This is a genomic window from Microbacterium foliorum, from assembly GCF_003367705.1.
Classification (GTDB): Bacteria; Actinomycetota; Actinomycetes; order Actinomycetales; family Microbacteriaceae; genus Microbacterium; species Microbacterium foliorum.
Map to the genome: position 1 here is coordinate 1,662,381 of NZ_CP031425.1, position 12,931 is coordinate 1,675,311.

General features: G+C 68.4%; 14 protein-coding genes. 12 read left to right on the forward strand and 2 right to left on the reverse strand.

The features are described from left to right. Window positions 1-44: 44 nt before the first annotated feature. Window positions 45-947 (forward strand): tyrosine recombinase XerC, encoded by a 903-nt coding sequence (locus tag DXT68_RS07655; protein WP_045255216.1) that lies wholly within the window; start codon window positions 45-47, stop codon window positions 945-947. Window positions 948-984: 37 nt separating this feature from the next. Here the strand turns inward: DXT68_RS07655 and DXT68_RS07660 are convergent, their stop codons facing one another. After that, on the reverse strand, window positions 985-1,557 hold the full coding sequence (locus DXT68_RS07660; protein WP_052677829.1) for a murein hydrolase activator EnvC family protein: 573 nt from the start codon (window positions 1,555-1,557) through the stop codon (window positions 985-987). 309 nt (window positions 1,558-1,866) lie between these two features. Here DXT68_RS07660 and rpsB point away from each other — a divergent pair, with 309 nt between their 5' ends. The 9 genes from rpsB to DXT68_RS07705 all read left to right on the forward strand — a co-directional run bounded on the left by rpsB (window position 1,867) and on the right by DXT68_RS07705 (window position 8,594). Continuing rightward, window positions 1,867-2,808 (forward strand): 30S ribosomal protein S2, encoded by a 942-nt coding sequence (rpsB, locus tag DXT68_RS07665; RefSeq protein ID WP_045255215.1) that lies wholly within the window; start codon window positions 1,867-1,869, stop codon window positions 2,806-2,808. Window positions 2,809-2,851: 43 nt separating this feature from the next. Then, window positions 2,852-3,679 (forward strand): translation elongation factor Ts, encoded by an 828-nt coding sequence (tsf, locus tag DXT68_RS07670; protein WP_045255214.1) that lies wholly within the window; start codon window positions 2,852-2,854, stop codon window positions 3,677-3,679. 91 nt (window positions 3,680-3,770) lie between these two features. Then, on the forward strand, window positions 3,771-4,487 hold the full coding sequence (gene pyrH, locus DXT68_RS07675; protein WP_045255213.1) for a UMP kinase: 717 nt from the start codon (window positions 3,771-3,773) through the stop codon (window positions 4,485-4,487). Window positions 4,488-4,553: 66 nt separating this feature from the next. Then, complete coding sequence (gene frr / locus DXT68_RS07680) at window positions 4,554-5,108, forward strand: ribosome recycling factor (protein ID WP_045255212.1); 555 nt, start codon at window positions 4,554-4,556, stop codon at window positions 5,106-5,108. A gap of 5 nt (window positions 5,109-5,113) precedes the next feature. Continuing rightward, entirely contained in the window at window positions 5,114-6,265 is a 1,152-nt protein-coding gene (locus DXT68_RS07685) for a phosphatidate cytidylyltransferase (RefSeq protein WP_045255211.1), read from the forward strand. After that, the gene (locus tag DXT68_RS07690; RefSeq protein WP_045255210.1) at window positions 6,265-6,849 is read left to right on the forward strand and encodes a DivIVA domain-containing protein; all 585 of its coding nucleotides are present in this window, start codon (window positions 6,265-6,267) and stop codon (window positions 6,847-6,849) included. The genes DXT68_RS07685 and DXT68_RS07690 overlap by 1 nt, the downstream gene beginning before the upstream one ends. Window positions 6,850-6,915: 66 nt before the next feature. Continuing rightward, window positions 6,916-7,581, forward strand: coding sequence for an aggregation-promoting factor C-terminal-like domain-containing protein (locus tag DXT68_RS07695; RefSeq protein WP_230109830.1), 666 nt, complete (start codon window positions 6,916-6,918; stop codon window positions 7,579-7,581). Window positions 7,582-7,590: 9 nt separating this feature from the next. Then, on the forward strand, window positions 7,591-7,878 hold the full coding sequence (locus DXT68_RS07700; RefSeq protein ID WP_045255209.1) for an Rv1322 family protein: 288 nt from the start codon (window positions 7,591-7,593) through the stop codon (window positions 7,876-7,878). Further along, window positions 7,875-8,594: an alpha/beta hydrolase gene (locus tag DXT68_RS07705; protein ID WP_045255208.1), complete on the forward strand. Its 720-nt coding sequence runs from the start codon at window positions 7,875-7,877 to the stop codon at window positions 8,592-8,594. The genes DXT68_RS07700 and DXT68_RS07705 overlap by 4 nt, the downstream gene beginning before the upstream one ends. Here the strand turns inward: DXT68_RS07705 and DXT68_RS07710 are convergent. Further along, window positions 8,591-9,652, reverse strand: a complete 1,062-nt coding sequence (locus tag DXT68_RS07710) for an AI-2E family transporter (RefSeq protein ID WP_045255207.1) — start codon at window positions 9,650-9,652, stop codon at window positions 8,591-8,593. The genes DXT68_RS07705 and DXT68_RS07710 overlap by 4 nt on opposite strands. A 181-nt stretch (window positions 9,653-9,833) precedes the next feature. Here DXT68_RS07710 and DXT68_RS07715 point away from each other — a divergent pair, with 181 nt between their 5' ends. After that, a complete protein-coding gene (locus tag DXT68_RS07715) occupies window positions 9,834-11,969 on the forward strand; it encodes a DUF8094 domain-containing protein (RefSeq protein ID WP_052677828.1) in 2,136 nt (711 codons plus the stop codon). 5 nt (window positions 11,970-11,974) lie between these two features. Then, on the forward strand, window positions 11,975-12,898 hold the full coding sequence (locus DXT68_RS07720; RefSeq protein WP_045255205.1) for a tetratricopeptide repeat protein: 924 nt from the start codon (window positions 11,975-11,977) through the stop codon (window positions 12,896-12,898). Window positions 12,899-12,931 lie beyond the last annotated feature (33 nt).

Below are 12,931 nucleotides of genomic sequence, written 5' to 3' on the forward strand. Positions count from 1 at the left end.
CGCGGCTGACGTCGGGGCGGCGCACGGTCCGGCAAGCTGGAGGTATGGAGTTCCCGGCGGCAGTGGACGCCTTCGCCGACCATCTCGAGCGGGTGCGTCGGCTGTCCTCGGCGACCGTGCGTGCGTACAGGTCCGACCTTCGCGACCTCGGCGCGTCCTCGTCCGGTCTCTCTCTGGAGCAGATCACGCTGGACACGCTGCGGGACTGGCTGTGGGAGGCCACGCAGCGGGGAGACGCCCGCTCGACTCTCTCCCGTCGCGCCGCTGCCGCGCGGTCCTTCTTCAGCTGGGCGGTGGAGCAGGAACTCCTCACGCACGACCCGAGCCTGCGTCTGGTCGCACCCAAGCGCGGGAGGACGCTGCCGACCGTCGCCTCGAAAGACGCCATGACGGCCCTCCTCGACACACAGCGGCAGGCGGCGGAATCCGGCGAACCGACGGCGCTTCGCGACCACGGTGTCCTCGAGCTTCTCTACGGTGCGGGCATCCGCGTCTCGGAGCTGTGCGGCCTGGACGTCGACGACCTGGACCTCGATCGCGGCACTGCCCGGGTGATGGGAAAGGGGGCCAAGGAGCGTGTCGTCCCGTTCGGGGTGCCCGCGCGGGATGCCATCGGCACGTATCTCACCCGCGGTCGCCCCGCGCTTCTCGCCCGAGCGGCGCATCCGTCCGCTGCGCTGTTCCTGGGAACTCGTGGGGGCCGCATCGGACCTCGCGCCGTCTACACCCTGGTCGCCGAGGTGCTCGCCCCTTTCGTCGGGGCCGACACGGTCGGACCGCACGCGCTGCGGCACACGGCGGCCACGCACCTGCTCGACGGCGGTGCCGACCTGCGCGCCGTCCAGGAGATCCTCGGGCACGCGAGCCTCGGGACCACGCAGATCTACACGCACGTCTCGGCGGAGCGACTCACCGCCACGTACCGTCTGGCGCACCCCCGCGCGTGACCCGACGGGTCAAGACATACGGGTGATGACCTACAGGTCACGACCCGTCGCAGCAGGGGAGGAGCACTGCTCTCGCTGCAGGCTCGAACAGGAGCAGCGGATCGATGTACACCCCGTGCAGTCTGACTCCGAGGTGCACCGTGTCTGCCGCGGCATGTCCGCCGACAGCGACGGTCCCGATCACCTCGCCGGCCGCCACCGTGTCGCCGGGCTCCCATGTCGAGATCAGAGGTTCGAATGTGGACACATACCCTCCGGGATGCTCGATGGTGAGCAGCGGCCTGTCGACGACAGTCCCGCGGAAGGCGACCCGACCCTCCGCCGGCGCGGTGACCTCCGCACCGATCGCCGACATCACGTCGATGCCACGGTGCCCTGCGCCGTACTCGTGGGCGGGTGCCCGATAGGGCGACGTCACTTCGCGAGGCCCCTCGAGCGGCCAGTGCCATCGGGGGTGGACAGCGTCGGGAACCGGATCCGCGCTCACGGCGATGCCGCTCGCCGGCGTCGCCGGCATCTCAGACGCGTCCGCGCGACCGCCCAGAGCGACGAGAAGCATGACGAGCGCGAGGGCGACGACGGGTGCGCGCGGGGGCAGGTGGGTTCGCATCGGATCATCCTGTGCGCTCCCGTCTGCTCGCGCCTCGCGTCACCCGTGATCTGCCCGGCAGGTGTGCGCCACACGGTCGAGATGCGTTCGGTGCAGAGCGGGTGTGCGAGCCGCGCGTCCTGTATGCTGGAGGAGCACCTCGATCTCGAGGTGACTACGCGTGCCCACAGCGACTTCGGTCGTGGCATCCACTCCCACAGGTCTCGCCTCACGGCGGGCGGGTGTGCGCCGGGTACCAGGGAGTTCGATCGTTCCGATCGACTTGACAACCTCAACGACGCAGAACCGCGTCAGAACAAGGAGACGACCATGGCTGTGGTCACCATCCGCCAGCTGCTCGACAGCGGCGTGCACTTCGGACACCAGACCCGTCGGTGGAACCCGAAGGTGAAGCGCTTCATCCTCACCGAGCGCAGCGGAATCCACATCATCGACCTGCAGCAGTCCCTCGGCTACATCGACAAGGCCTACGACTTCGTCAAGGAGACCGTCGCCCACGGCGGCACGATCCTCTTCGTCGGCACCAAGAAGCAGGCGCAGGAGATCCTCGCAGAGCAGGCGACCCGCGTCGGCCAGCCCTTCGTGAACCAGCGCTGGCTCGGTGGCCTCCTCACCAACTTCCAGACGATCTCCAAGCGACTCGCTCGCATGAAGGAGCTCGAGGAGCTCGACTACGAGACCCCTGCGAACAGCGGTTTCACGAAGAAGGAGCTCCTGCTCAAGAAGCGTGAGCTCGACAAGCTGCACAAGTCGCTCGGCGGAATCCGCAACCTCACGAAGACGCCGTCGGCCATCTGGGTCGTCGACGCCAAGCGCGAGCACCTCGCGATCGATGAGGCCAAGAAGCTCGGCATCCCCGTGATCGGAATCCTCGACACGAACGCCGACCCCGACGACTTCCAGTACCCGATCCCCGGCAACGACGACGCGATCCGCTCCGTCTCGCTGCTCACCCGCATCATCGCGGACGCGGCCGCCGAGGGCCTGCAGCAGAAGCACAACCCCGAGACGGGCGACGCCGAGCCGCTCGCCGACTGGGAGAAGGAGCTTCTCGAGACTCCCGTCCAGGAGTCCGCGGACGCCGCGACCGTCGAGACCGCCGCCGATGAGGCTGCTGTCGTCGAGACGCCGGCCGACGACAAGACCGCCGCCGACGCGGCCGGTGCAGAGGCACACGACGAGGCGATCGCCGCCGCTTCCGGTGAGGAGACCTCCGAGGTCGCCGCCGCCGAGGCCGCAGACGCCAAGTAATTCCGCGACCACCACACATTTACGAAGCAAGGAGCCACCACACATGGCCAACTTCACCATCGCTGACCTCAAGGCGCTGCGTGAGCAGCTCGGAACCGGAATGGTCGACACCAAGAAGGCGCTCGAGGAGGCTGACGGAGACGTCGAGAAGGCCACCGAGATCCTGCGTCTCAAGGGTGCCAAGGGCAACGCGAAGCGTGCCGACCGCTCCACGAGCGAGGGACTCGTCGTCGCTCGCGAGCAGGATGGCGCCGTGACGCTCATCGAGCTCGCCTGCGAGACCGACTTCGTCGCGAAGAACGAGCGATTCATCACGCTCGCCGAGAAGGTCGCGGATGCTGTCGCCGCCGTCAAGGCCGATTCGGTCGAGGCGGCTCTCGCCGCGCCCGCCGGCGACAAGAACGTCGAGCAGGTCATCTCGGAAGAGGCCGCGATCATCGGCGAGAAGGTCGAGCTGCGCCGCGTGCGCACGATCTCCGGCGACCACGTCGAGGTCTACCTGCACCGCACCAGCAAGGACCTGCCGCCGCAGATCGGCGTCGTCGTCGCCTACTCGGGTGACGATGCCGAGACCGCTCGCAGCATCGCCCAGCACATCTCGTTCGCGAACCCGTCGTACCTGTCCCGCGAGGACGTCCCGGCAGACGCCGTGGAGAAGGAGCGCGTGATCGTCACCGAGATCTCCCGCAACGAGGGCAAGCCGGAAGCGGCTCTGCCCAAGATCGTCGAGGGCCGTGTCTCCGCGTTCATCAAGCAGGTCGCCCTGCTCGAGCAGGACTACGCGAAGGACAACAAGCTCTCTGTCGCCCAGGTGGCGAAGGACGCCGGTATCACCGTGACGGACTTCGCGCGCTTCAAGGTCGGCGCGTAGCAGAGTCGAAGGGGTTCGGATCAACGAGATCCGAACCCCTTCTTCATGCCCACAAGGCACTATCTTGAATCGGGACGAGAGGAACACCCCCATGACCGAAGGCACTGGACGCCGTCGTGTACTTCTGAAGCTCTCCGGCGAGGCGTTCGGCGCCGGCCAGCTGGGCGTCAACCCCGACATCGTCAGCCAGATCGCTCGCGACATCGCCGCGGCGGTCGATCGCGTCGAGATCGCGATCGTCGTCGGTGGCGGCAACTTCTTCCGCGGAGCCGAGCTCAGCCAGCGCGGCATGGATCGCGGCCGTGCCGACTACATGGGCATGCTCGGGACCGTGATGAACGCGCTCGCGCTGCAGGACTTCCTCGAGCAGGCCGGCGCGCCGACGCGCGTGCAGTCCGCCATCTCGATGACCCAGGTCGCCGAGCCCTACATCCCTCTGCGCGCCGAGCGCCACATGGAGAAGGGACGCGTCGTGATCTTCGGCGCAGGAGCGGGACTTCCTTACTTCTCCACAGACACCGTCGCCGCGCAGCGTGCTCTCGAGATCGGTGCGCAGGAGGTCCTCGTCGCCAAGAACGGCGTAGACGCGATCTATACGGCGGATCCCAACAAGCATGCGGATGCCGAGCGCATCGAACGGGTCACCTACCGTGACGCCCTGCAGCGTGGTCTGAAGGTCGTCGACTCGACCGCGTTCAGCCTGTGCATGGACAACAACATGGACATGCGCGTCTTCGGCATGGAGCCTGCGGGCAACGTCACGCGCGCACTGCTCGGAGAGCCCATCGGAACTCTCGTCACGTCCTGAGTGCCTGCGGATGCCCGGCGTCCGCGACCGATAGAATTTCAGAACACCCCGACGATAGGAGTCACCGTGATCGCGGATGTCCTCGCTGAAACCACCTCCCGTATGGCGCGCGCCGTCGAGGCCGCCAAGGAGGACTTCTCCACGGTCCGCACCGGCCGCGCCAACCCGCAGCTCTTCCAGAAGGTGCTCATCGACTACTACGGGACGCCGACTCCGCTCTCGCAGCTCGCCTCTCTGGCGAACCAGGAGGCGCGCACGCTCATCATCACGCCGTACGACAAGTCGGCGTTGAAGAGCATCGAGCAGGCGATCCGCGACATGCCCAACCTCGGCGCGAACCCGACGAACGACGGCAACCTCGTGCGCGTGACCATGCCCGAGCTCACTGCCGATCGCCGCAAGGAGTATGTCAAGCTCGTGAAGTCCAAGGGTGAGGACGCGAAGGTCCACGTCCGCGGCATCCGTCGCAAGGCGAAGGACGAGCTCGACGCCCTCAAGAGCGAACTCGGCGAAGACGAGATCGCTCGGGGGGAGAAGGAGCTCGACGTCCTCACGCGCCAGCACGTCGACCTGATCGACGACGCACTCAAGCGCAAAGAGGCTGAGCTTCTCGAGGTGTAGGCGGCATGTCCGACGATCCGACCGCTGACGACACCGACACGCCGCCGATGCGCCGCAAGGTGAGTGACTCGGCGAACCCGGGCGGCGGGCCCCTCGAAGACCGGGCGTTCCCGGCGTTCGACCCCGCAGCGGTTCCTCCGAGACCGCCCGTACCCGACGTCTCCCCACGTGGTGCCTCGCCCGCGGCGGTCTCCACCCCGCTGGACACCGCTGATCACAATGCGATCAGAGAGCAGTGGCGCGCGGCCAGGGATGAACTGGGCACGCATGTGTCGAACGCACGAGGTCAACTCGATCAGGCGAACGAACGCATCAAGGAGCGCACGGGCCGCGACCTGATCCTCGCCATCCTGATCGGTCTGGCGTTCGGAGCAGCGCTCCTCGCATCCTTGCTCTTCATCAAGGTGCTCTTCGTGCCGTTCGCCCTCGCGGCAGCGCTGCTCGGCGTGTACGAGCTGTCGCTGGCGCTGCGAGGCTCGGGGCGTCGGATCGATGTCGTCCCGCAATTCGCGGCGGCGACGATGATCGTCCTGTCGGCGTTCTTCCTCGATCTGTGGCTCGTCTGGATCGTCCTGTTCCTCGCCGTCGCGTTCGTCATCGTCTGGCGGCTGGTCGGGCAGATGATCGCCGCGGACGGTCGAACATACGGCGACGTCCTCGGCGATGTGGTCATCGGCGGCTTCGTGCAGATCTACGTCCCGTTCCTCGCCGCCATCGCGCTGATCCTCCTCAAACAGGAGGACGGGCAGTGGTGGGTGCTGAGCTTCATCGCGATCGCCGTGGCGGCGGACACGGGGGCGTACGCCGCCGGCCTCGCGTTCGGACGGCATCCGATGGCCCCGAAGATCAGCCCCAAGAAGACCTGGGAGGGGTTCGCGGGCGCGGTAGTCGCATCGGTCGCGGCCGGAGTGCTTCTCGCCCTCTTCCTGCTGCAGCTGCCGTGGTGGATCGGCGTCATCTTCGGGGCAGCGATCCTGCTGTCCGCGACGCTGGGCGACCTCGGCGAGTCCATGCTCAAACGCGACCTCGGGATCAAGGACATGAGCTCCTGGCTTCCCGGCCACGGCGGACTGCTGGACCGGCTCGACAGCATCCTGCCGTCGACGATCCCGGCACTCTGCCTCTACTTCCTCTTCTCCTCCTGGATGGTGCTCTGATGGTTGACGATGTCGAGCAGGTCGCTGACGGTGCCGAGCAGGCACCGCCGGCATTCTCGATGACGAGCGGCAGAGTGCGCGGATACCACCGTGCCGCCGTCGACACCTTCCTCGCCGCGGCCCGGGCTGCCTTCGAGGCGGACACCGACGAGCTCAGCGCGGCCGACGTGCGCGTCGCCTCCTTCCCCCTGGTCAAGAACGGGTACGTCGTCACCGAGGTCGATGCCGCACTCGGTCGTGTGGAGGACGCTCTGGCGGCACGCGCCCGAGAACGCGCCGTCCGCTCGTCGGGTGCCGGTGCGTGGGTGGAGCAGGCGCGTGACGAGGCTCAGGTCATCCTCGATCATCTCGCGCGTCCTGCGAAGCACCGCTTCGCGCGAACGGGTGTGCTCACCTTCGGTTACCGGATCGACGAGGTCGACCACGTCGGTGGACGGATCGCCCGGTATCTCCGTGACGGGGAGCCGCTGACGGCCGAGCAGCTGCGGTCCGCGGCGTTCCGTATGCAGCGGGGCGGGTACCGCGAAGAGCAGGTCGATGCGTTGCTCGACGCAGCCGTCGACGTGATCCTGGCCGTTCGCTGAGCGTTCTCGTGGCCTCGTCGAGCCGCACCGGGTAGACTCGCCTCTATCGTGAACTCCCGAAACGACATGACCCCCCTCCGCGACGACGTCTCGCCGATGCCTGCATCAGCGACTCTCTCCGCGCGCTCGGGCAGTCGTCGGCGAGGTGTGGTCGGGTTCTTCAGTGCGCTGGCGGTCGTGGGTTTCGCCGCTGCCATGGTCGCGCCGACGGGCGTGGCGCTGGCTGAGCAGCCCGTGGCGGATGGGCCCGAATCCGCGTATTCGGCTGCGCTCACCGAGACGCAGAACCTCACCGTGACCGTCGAGGGCGCCCAGATCGCTCCGATCCAGCGCGGGACCTTCTCGGTGTACGTCACCCCGAAGCCCACGCCGACGCCCACTCCCTCCACGGAGTCCTCCGGGAACTCGGGCTCCGGCTCGGGCGGCGGTGGCGGACCGCTCTTCTACACCGGCGGCGGCGCCCCTGCGGAATGGATGGCTGCGGCCGGAATCGCCGAGTCCGACTGGGGATACGTCGACTACATCGTCTCGCGTGAGAGCGGGTGGAACCCGAACGCGACCAACAAGTCGTCGGGTGCCTGTGGCCTCGTCCAGGCGCTCCCGTGCAGCAAGGTGCCGGGCAACGGCTACGACCCGGTCGACAACCTCCGGTGGGCGACGGGTTACGCCACCGGTCGCTATGGCAGCTGGGCCGGGGCGCACGCGTTCTGGACGAACAACCACTGGTGGTGAGCGGCCGTCATGGCCCGCTCCCGCAGACGCCGTCCGTCGCGCCCGGACGCTGAGGATTCGCTCGAGCGACTGCTCGCCTCCTGGAAGCGCACCGAGGTGCGCCGCGGGTCGGAGTGGACGGTCCAGCCGGTGTCGGCGGCCCAGGCGCTCAAGGAGTACGTCTGCCCGGGGTGCGGACGCAGCGTCGTGCCCGGCACGGCGCACCTGGTCGTCTGGCGCGCCGATGGCGTACTCGGCGACGCGGCAGATCTCGCCTCCCGGCGACACTGGCACACACACTGTTGGAGGATCGCATGAGCATCGAGATTCGCGGACCATTGGAGCTTCCGGCTCGACGCGAGGACATCGTCCTGGAGACGGCCGACGGGCTGAGCCTCGTCGGAGAACTGGCGAAGCCGGAGTCGGCCGAGCCGGTGGCGACGCTCGTCACACTGCATCCGCTGCCCACCGCCGGTGGCTTCATGGACTCCCACATCATCCGCAAGGCGGCGGCACGTCTGCCGGCACTGGCGGACCTCGCCGTGCTGCGCTTCAACACCCGGGGCACCACCTCGCCGCGAGGCACCAGCGACGGGGCGTTCGACGGGGGAGCGGCGGAGCAGTTCGACGTGGCCGCCGCGATGGACTTCGTGCGCGAACGCGGCTTGCCTCGCCCCTGGTTGCTCGGTTGGTCTTTCGGCACGGAGCTCGCGCTCAAGTACGGGCGCCAGCACGACGTGGAGGGCATCATCCTCCTCTCGCCTCCGCTGCACCGTGCGACAGCCGCAGAGGTCGCGGCGTGGGCGGATTCGGACGTCGACGTGGTCGTCCTCGTGCCTGAGCTCGACGACTACCTCCGCCCGCCCGAGGCCCGGGAGCGCTTCGCCTCCATCCCGCACGCGACACTGATCGCGGTCGAGGGCGGCAAGCACCTGTGGGTGGGGGAGAGCCAGACGCGCCGCGTGCTGACGGAGATCGTCGCAGCGGTGAATCCGACGGCGCTCCCGCTGCCGACCGAGTGGCCGTCGGCCTAGAGCTCGTTCATCCGCGGGATCAGCACCTGGCGGTAGAGGATCAGGATGCTCGCTGCCACCGGGATGGCGATCAGAGCGCCGAGAAGGCCCAGCAGGCTTCCACCCGCGAGCGCCGCGACGACGACGACCGCGCCAGGCACGGAGACGGCCCGGCTCATGATGCGCGGCGAGATCACGTACGCCTCGATCTGCATGTAGATGAGGTAGTAGACCGCCGCGGCGATCGCGGTGGCCGGTGAGCCGAGGCCCGGGATCAGGCACACGAGCACGATGATCGTCGAACCCGTGAGTGTTCCCACGAGCGGGATCAGAGAGAAGAAGAAAGCGACGACGGCGAGCACGGCCGGGAACGGCGCATCGATGATCGTGAGGAAGATCATGCTCAGGATGCCGTTGATCACCCCCTGCGTGACCTGCCCCATGACGTAGTAGCCGACGGAGTCCGTGATCTGCTCGGCCAGGTCGATGAAGCGCTCCCGCTTCGACGCGGGGGCGAGCTGGTAGACAGCGCGCTTCAGCGACGGAGTGGAGGCGGTCAGATAGATCGTCAGGATGAGGACGATGAACGCGCCGAAGAGCCCGCTGACCACGGCGCCGCTCGCCGCGAGAACGCTCTGGCCGATGGATCCGCCGATCTGCGCGAGATTGGTCTCGAGCCAGTTCGAGACGTAGGCGAACACCTCGTCGACCTTCAGGTTCGGGAAGGTGTCGACCATCCACTGTCGGAGGTCGGCGAGCAGAGTGTCGCGCTGCACGAGGACCGTGATCTGGGCGATGAGCTGCGAGATCTGGTCGACCAGCACCGGGATGACGATCAGGATGATGCCGGCGAAGATGCTGAGGACGCCGAGGATCGTGATCAGCACCGCGACCCAGCGGGGCAGCTTCTTGCGCTCGAGGAACGAGACGAGCGGATCGAGTCCCAGGCTCAGGAAGAGGGCGGTGCCGACATAGAGCAGCACGGTCGACAGACTCTCGACGCTGCCGATCAGCAGGATGCCGAGTCCCACGCCGAGCGTCGCCACCAGGGCGGTGCGGAACGGGTTGTGGATCTTCATCGCGGCTCCTCGGGAATGCGTGTGCTGCAAGGCTATCGAGCGCACCGGGACTCGCCGACACGACGTGCCGCGCGACCGGGTGAGGCATGCCCTCGTGGGCAACACTCAGGAGCTTTCGCTAGTCTGAAACGTCGAGTGTTGCGACTCGGGTGTGCGCCCGCGTCGTGTGAGGAGACTATTCGTGCGTTTCGTATGGGCCGTCGTGGCCTTCGTGCTGGCCGCGGGACTGATCGCTGCAGGCATAGCCCAGCGAACCATCTTCATGGGTCCGTCGACCCAGGAGGCGGCGGTCGCCGTGGAAGAACCCGCCCCGTATGTGCTGCTGGACGGCGACGTCCTGCGCGAGCACCCGGGCGCTCAGACCCTGCTCGTGCGTGGTGACGGCGACATCTTCGCGGCGTATGGCAGGACCGCCGACATGGAGGCGTGGCTCGCCGGTTCGTCGTACAACCACGCCTCGGTCGGCGCGGACGGCGACATCGACGTCGCGTTCGTCGACGCCGCAGAGCCGGAGGATGACGGAGGCGACGGGGCGGGGGAGACCCCGGCCCCGGAGGAGACCCCTGCGGTGGAGGAGACTCCCGCACCCGAGGAGTCCGCTGCCACGGAGGAGACTCCCGCCACCGAGGAGACCCCTGCGGCAGAAGAGACGCCGACCACCGAGGAGGCTCCTGCCGAGGAGGCTCCCGCCGAGGAGGCTCCTGCCGAGGAGAGCACGACCGCGCGCAGCCCTGTGGGGTCCGACCTCTGGCTCGACTCCTTCACCGACACCGATTCGCTCATCGCCGACATGCAGCTCCCGGAGGGCGTGAGCGTGATCATCGCGCGCGACGGCACCGCAGACGCACCCGAGGACATCGCGGTCTCCTGGCCGCTCGACACGTCGACGCCGCTCGCGGGGCCGCTGCTCTCCGCCGGAGCCGCGATGCTCCTCGTCGGCCTCGTCCTCTACGTCCTGGCGATCCGCCACCAGCGCCGAGGCCGCGGTCCGCGACGCAAGGGACCCGGCCCGCTTCCGCCCACGGAGCCCATCGACATCGCACAGCTCCCGCCGGCGGAGCGCGCGGCGATCGAGGAGACGCCGTCGGCGGGCTCGCCGGACGCCTCGACGCCCGTCACACCGGCGCCGGACACCTCGGCGACTGACGCTCCGGCACCGGATGGGAAGCCCGCGGACGCGTCGGCCACGCCCGGCAGCGACACGTCCGGCAGCGATGTCCGCACGTCGGAGCGACGCGCATCCGGGCCGGTGCGGAGGCGACGTCTTCTGGCGATCCCGGCCATCGCTCTGACCGCGCTCATCGCGACGGGATGCTCGGCGGAGTCCTGGCCGCAGTTCGGCGAGGGCACTCCGTCGCCGACACCGACTGCGACCATCATCGCCCCCGAGAACCAGAAGCCGCCGGCCGTCACCGAGGCGCAGGCCAAGCGCATCCTGCAGGAGGTGTCGGCCACGCTGTCCGATGCGGATGCGGCGATGGACATCGATCTCGCGGCCACCAGGCTCGACGGGCCGGCATTGACCGCCCGCACCACGGAGTACGCGTTGCGCACCGCGCTGCCCGACACCACCCCACCTGCGACGATCCCGACCGATGAGGTCGAGGTCGTGCTCCCCGAGGCGACCGACCGTTGGCCGCGCACTGTGCTGCTGCTGTCGAAGAGCAGCGGGGACGACACCATCCCGCCGGTCATCCTGACGATGACCCAGCAGGACCCGTGGTCGAACTACAAGGTCGACAACATGGCCGAGATGTCGGCGGACGCCGCCTTCCCGAAGGTCGCCGCAGCCTGGCTCGGCACGTCGCTCATCCCCGATGACTCCGCGTTCCTGAGTATTCGACCCGCGGACCTCGCGACGATGTTCGCGGATGCGGTCGACGAGGGTGAGCAGAGCGCGTCGTACGGACAGTTCGACGAACTCTCGCAGAACCTCGCGCAGTCGATCCGCGACAGTCGGCAGGCAGTGGTGCAGAACCTGGCTGACAACGGCGCAGCCGAGACCAGCCAGACGTCGTTCGACATCGTGCCGGCGGATTCCGCACCGGTGTCGATGGCCACGCTCGACAGCGGCGCGATCGTCGCGGTCTCGCTCATCGACACCGAGTCGGTGACGCCGACCTCCGCAGACGCGGTGATCCGCTTCGGCGACAACGCCCAGGCGAAGGCGCTCACCGGGGTGACCGAGTCCGCCAAGGGCGTGACCACCAAGTACGAATTCCAGCTGTTCTTCTCGGTCCCCGCCCAGGGTTCCTCCGAGCAGATCCGGCTTCTCGCCGTCCGTCAGGACCTTCTCTCCGTCGAGGTGATCAAGTGACCGAAATGTCTCCCGCCGCTCTCCGAGGTGCGGTCGACCTCTCCTCCCTCCGCAATCGTCCCGCGGCTCCCGCGCCCGGTGCACAACCACAGGCAGGCGCGCCAGTCGCCGATCTGGTGGTCGACGCGACCGATGAGTCGTTCGGCCAGATCCTCGAGCTGTCGCGCACCGTTCCGGTGGTCGTCGACCTCTGGGCCGAGTGGTGCGGACCCTGCAAGCAGCTCAGCCCCATCATCGAGAAGGTCACGCGCGAGCTCGGCGGCAAGGTGCTGCTCGCGAAGGTCGACGTCGATGCCAACCCTCAGCTCGCACAGGGGTTCCGTGCGCAGTCGATCCCCATGGTGGTCGCGCTCATCGCGGGTCAGCCGGTCCCCATGTTCACCGGCGCCGTTCCCGAGCAGCAGGTGCGCGAGGTGTTCGCACAGCTCCTGCAGCTCGCGGCACAGAACGGCGTCACCGGCTCACTCGACGTGGGGGCGCCTTCCGAGCAGCCGGACGCGCCCGAGGAGCCGCCGATGCCCCCGCTGCACGCGGAGGCGTTCGCCGCGATCGAGACGGGTGACTACGCCGCCGCGATCGTCGCTTATGAGAAGGCGCTCGCGGAGAACCCCCGCGACGAAGACGCCATCGCGGGTCTCGGGCAGGTGCGCCTCCTGGAGCGCGTGCAGAAGCTCGACCTTCAGGACGCACGGGCCGCGGCCGCCGCGGGGCCGCTGGACATCGCGGCGCAGTTCGACGTCGCCGACCTCGATCTCGCCGGCGGCCATGTCGAGGATGCCTTCGGGCGCCTCCTGGATCTCTTCGCGCAGCTGCCGTCGGACGAGCGCACGCCGGTGCGCGAGCGCCTCGTCGAGCTCTTCGGGCTCATCGGCGTGACCGACCCCCGCGTCGTCACGGCGCGCAACAGGCTCACGTCACTGCTCTTCTGAGGCGTCCGCCGCGCGGTCGACACTCGGCGTCTG

What these genes read in the sequence shown, in the direction of transcription:
- DXT68_RS07700 (WP_045255209.1), top strand. Translation starts at nt 7,591, where the DNA reads ATGGCCCGCTCCCGCAGACGCCGTCCGTCGCGCCCGGACGCTGAGGAT.
- DXT68_RS07660 (WP_052677829.1), bottom strand. Translation starts at nt 1,557, where the DNA reads ATGCGAACCCACCTGCCCCCGCGCGCACCCGTCGTCGCCCTCGCGCTC.
- tsf (WP_045255214.1), top strand. Translation starts at nt 2,852, where the DNA reads ATGGCCAACTTCACCATCGCTGACCTCAAGGCGCTGCGTGAGCAGCTC.
- DXT68_RS07655 (WP_045255216.1), top strand. Translation starts at nt 45, where the DNA reads ATGGAGTTCCCGGCGGCAGTGGACGCCTTCGCCGACCATCTCGAGCGG.
- DXT68_RS07720 (WP_045255205.1), top strand. Translation starts at nt 11,975, where the DNA reads ATGTCTCCCGCCGCTCTCCGAGGTGCGGTCGACCTCTCCTCCCTCCGC.
- DXT68_RS07695 (WP_230109830.1), top strand. Translation starts at nt 6,916, where the DNA reads ATGACCCCCCTCCGCGACGACGTCTCGCCGATGCCTGCATCAGCGACT.
- rpsB (WP_045255215.1), top strand. Translation starts at nt 1,867, where the DNA reads ATGGCTGTGGTCACCATCCGCCAGCTGCTCGACAGCGGCGTGCACTTC.
- DXT68_RS07705 (WP_045255208.1), top strand. Translation starts at nt 7,875, where the DNA reads ATGAGCATCGAGATTCGCGGACCATTGGAGCTTCCGGCTCGACGCGAG.
- DXT68_RS07685 (WP_045255211.1), top strand. Translation starts at nt 5,114, where the DNA reads ATGTCCGACGATCCGACCGCTGACGACACCGACACGCCGCCGATGCGC.
- pyrH (WP_045255213.1), top strand. Translation starts at nt 3,771, where the DNA reads ATGACCGAAGGCACTGGACGCCGTCGTGTACTTCTGAAGCTCTCCGGC.
- DXT68_RS07710 (WP_045255207.1), bottom strand. Translation starts at nt 9,652, where the DNA reads ATGAAGATCCACAACCCGTTCCGCACCGCCCTGGTGGCGACGCTCGGC.
- DXT68_RS07690 (WP_045255210.1), top strand. Translation starts at nt 6,265, where the DNA reads ATGGTTGACGATGTCGAGCAGGTCGCTGACGGTGCCGAGCAGGCACCG.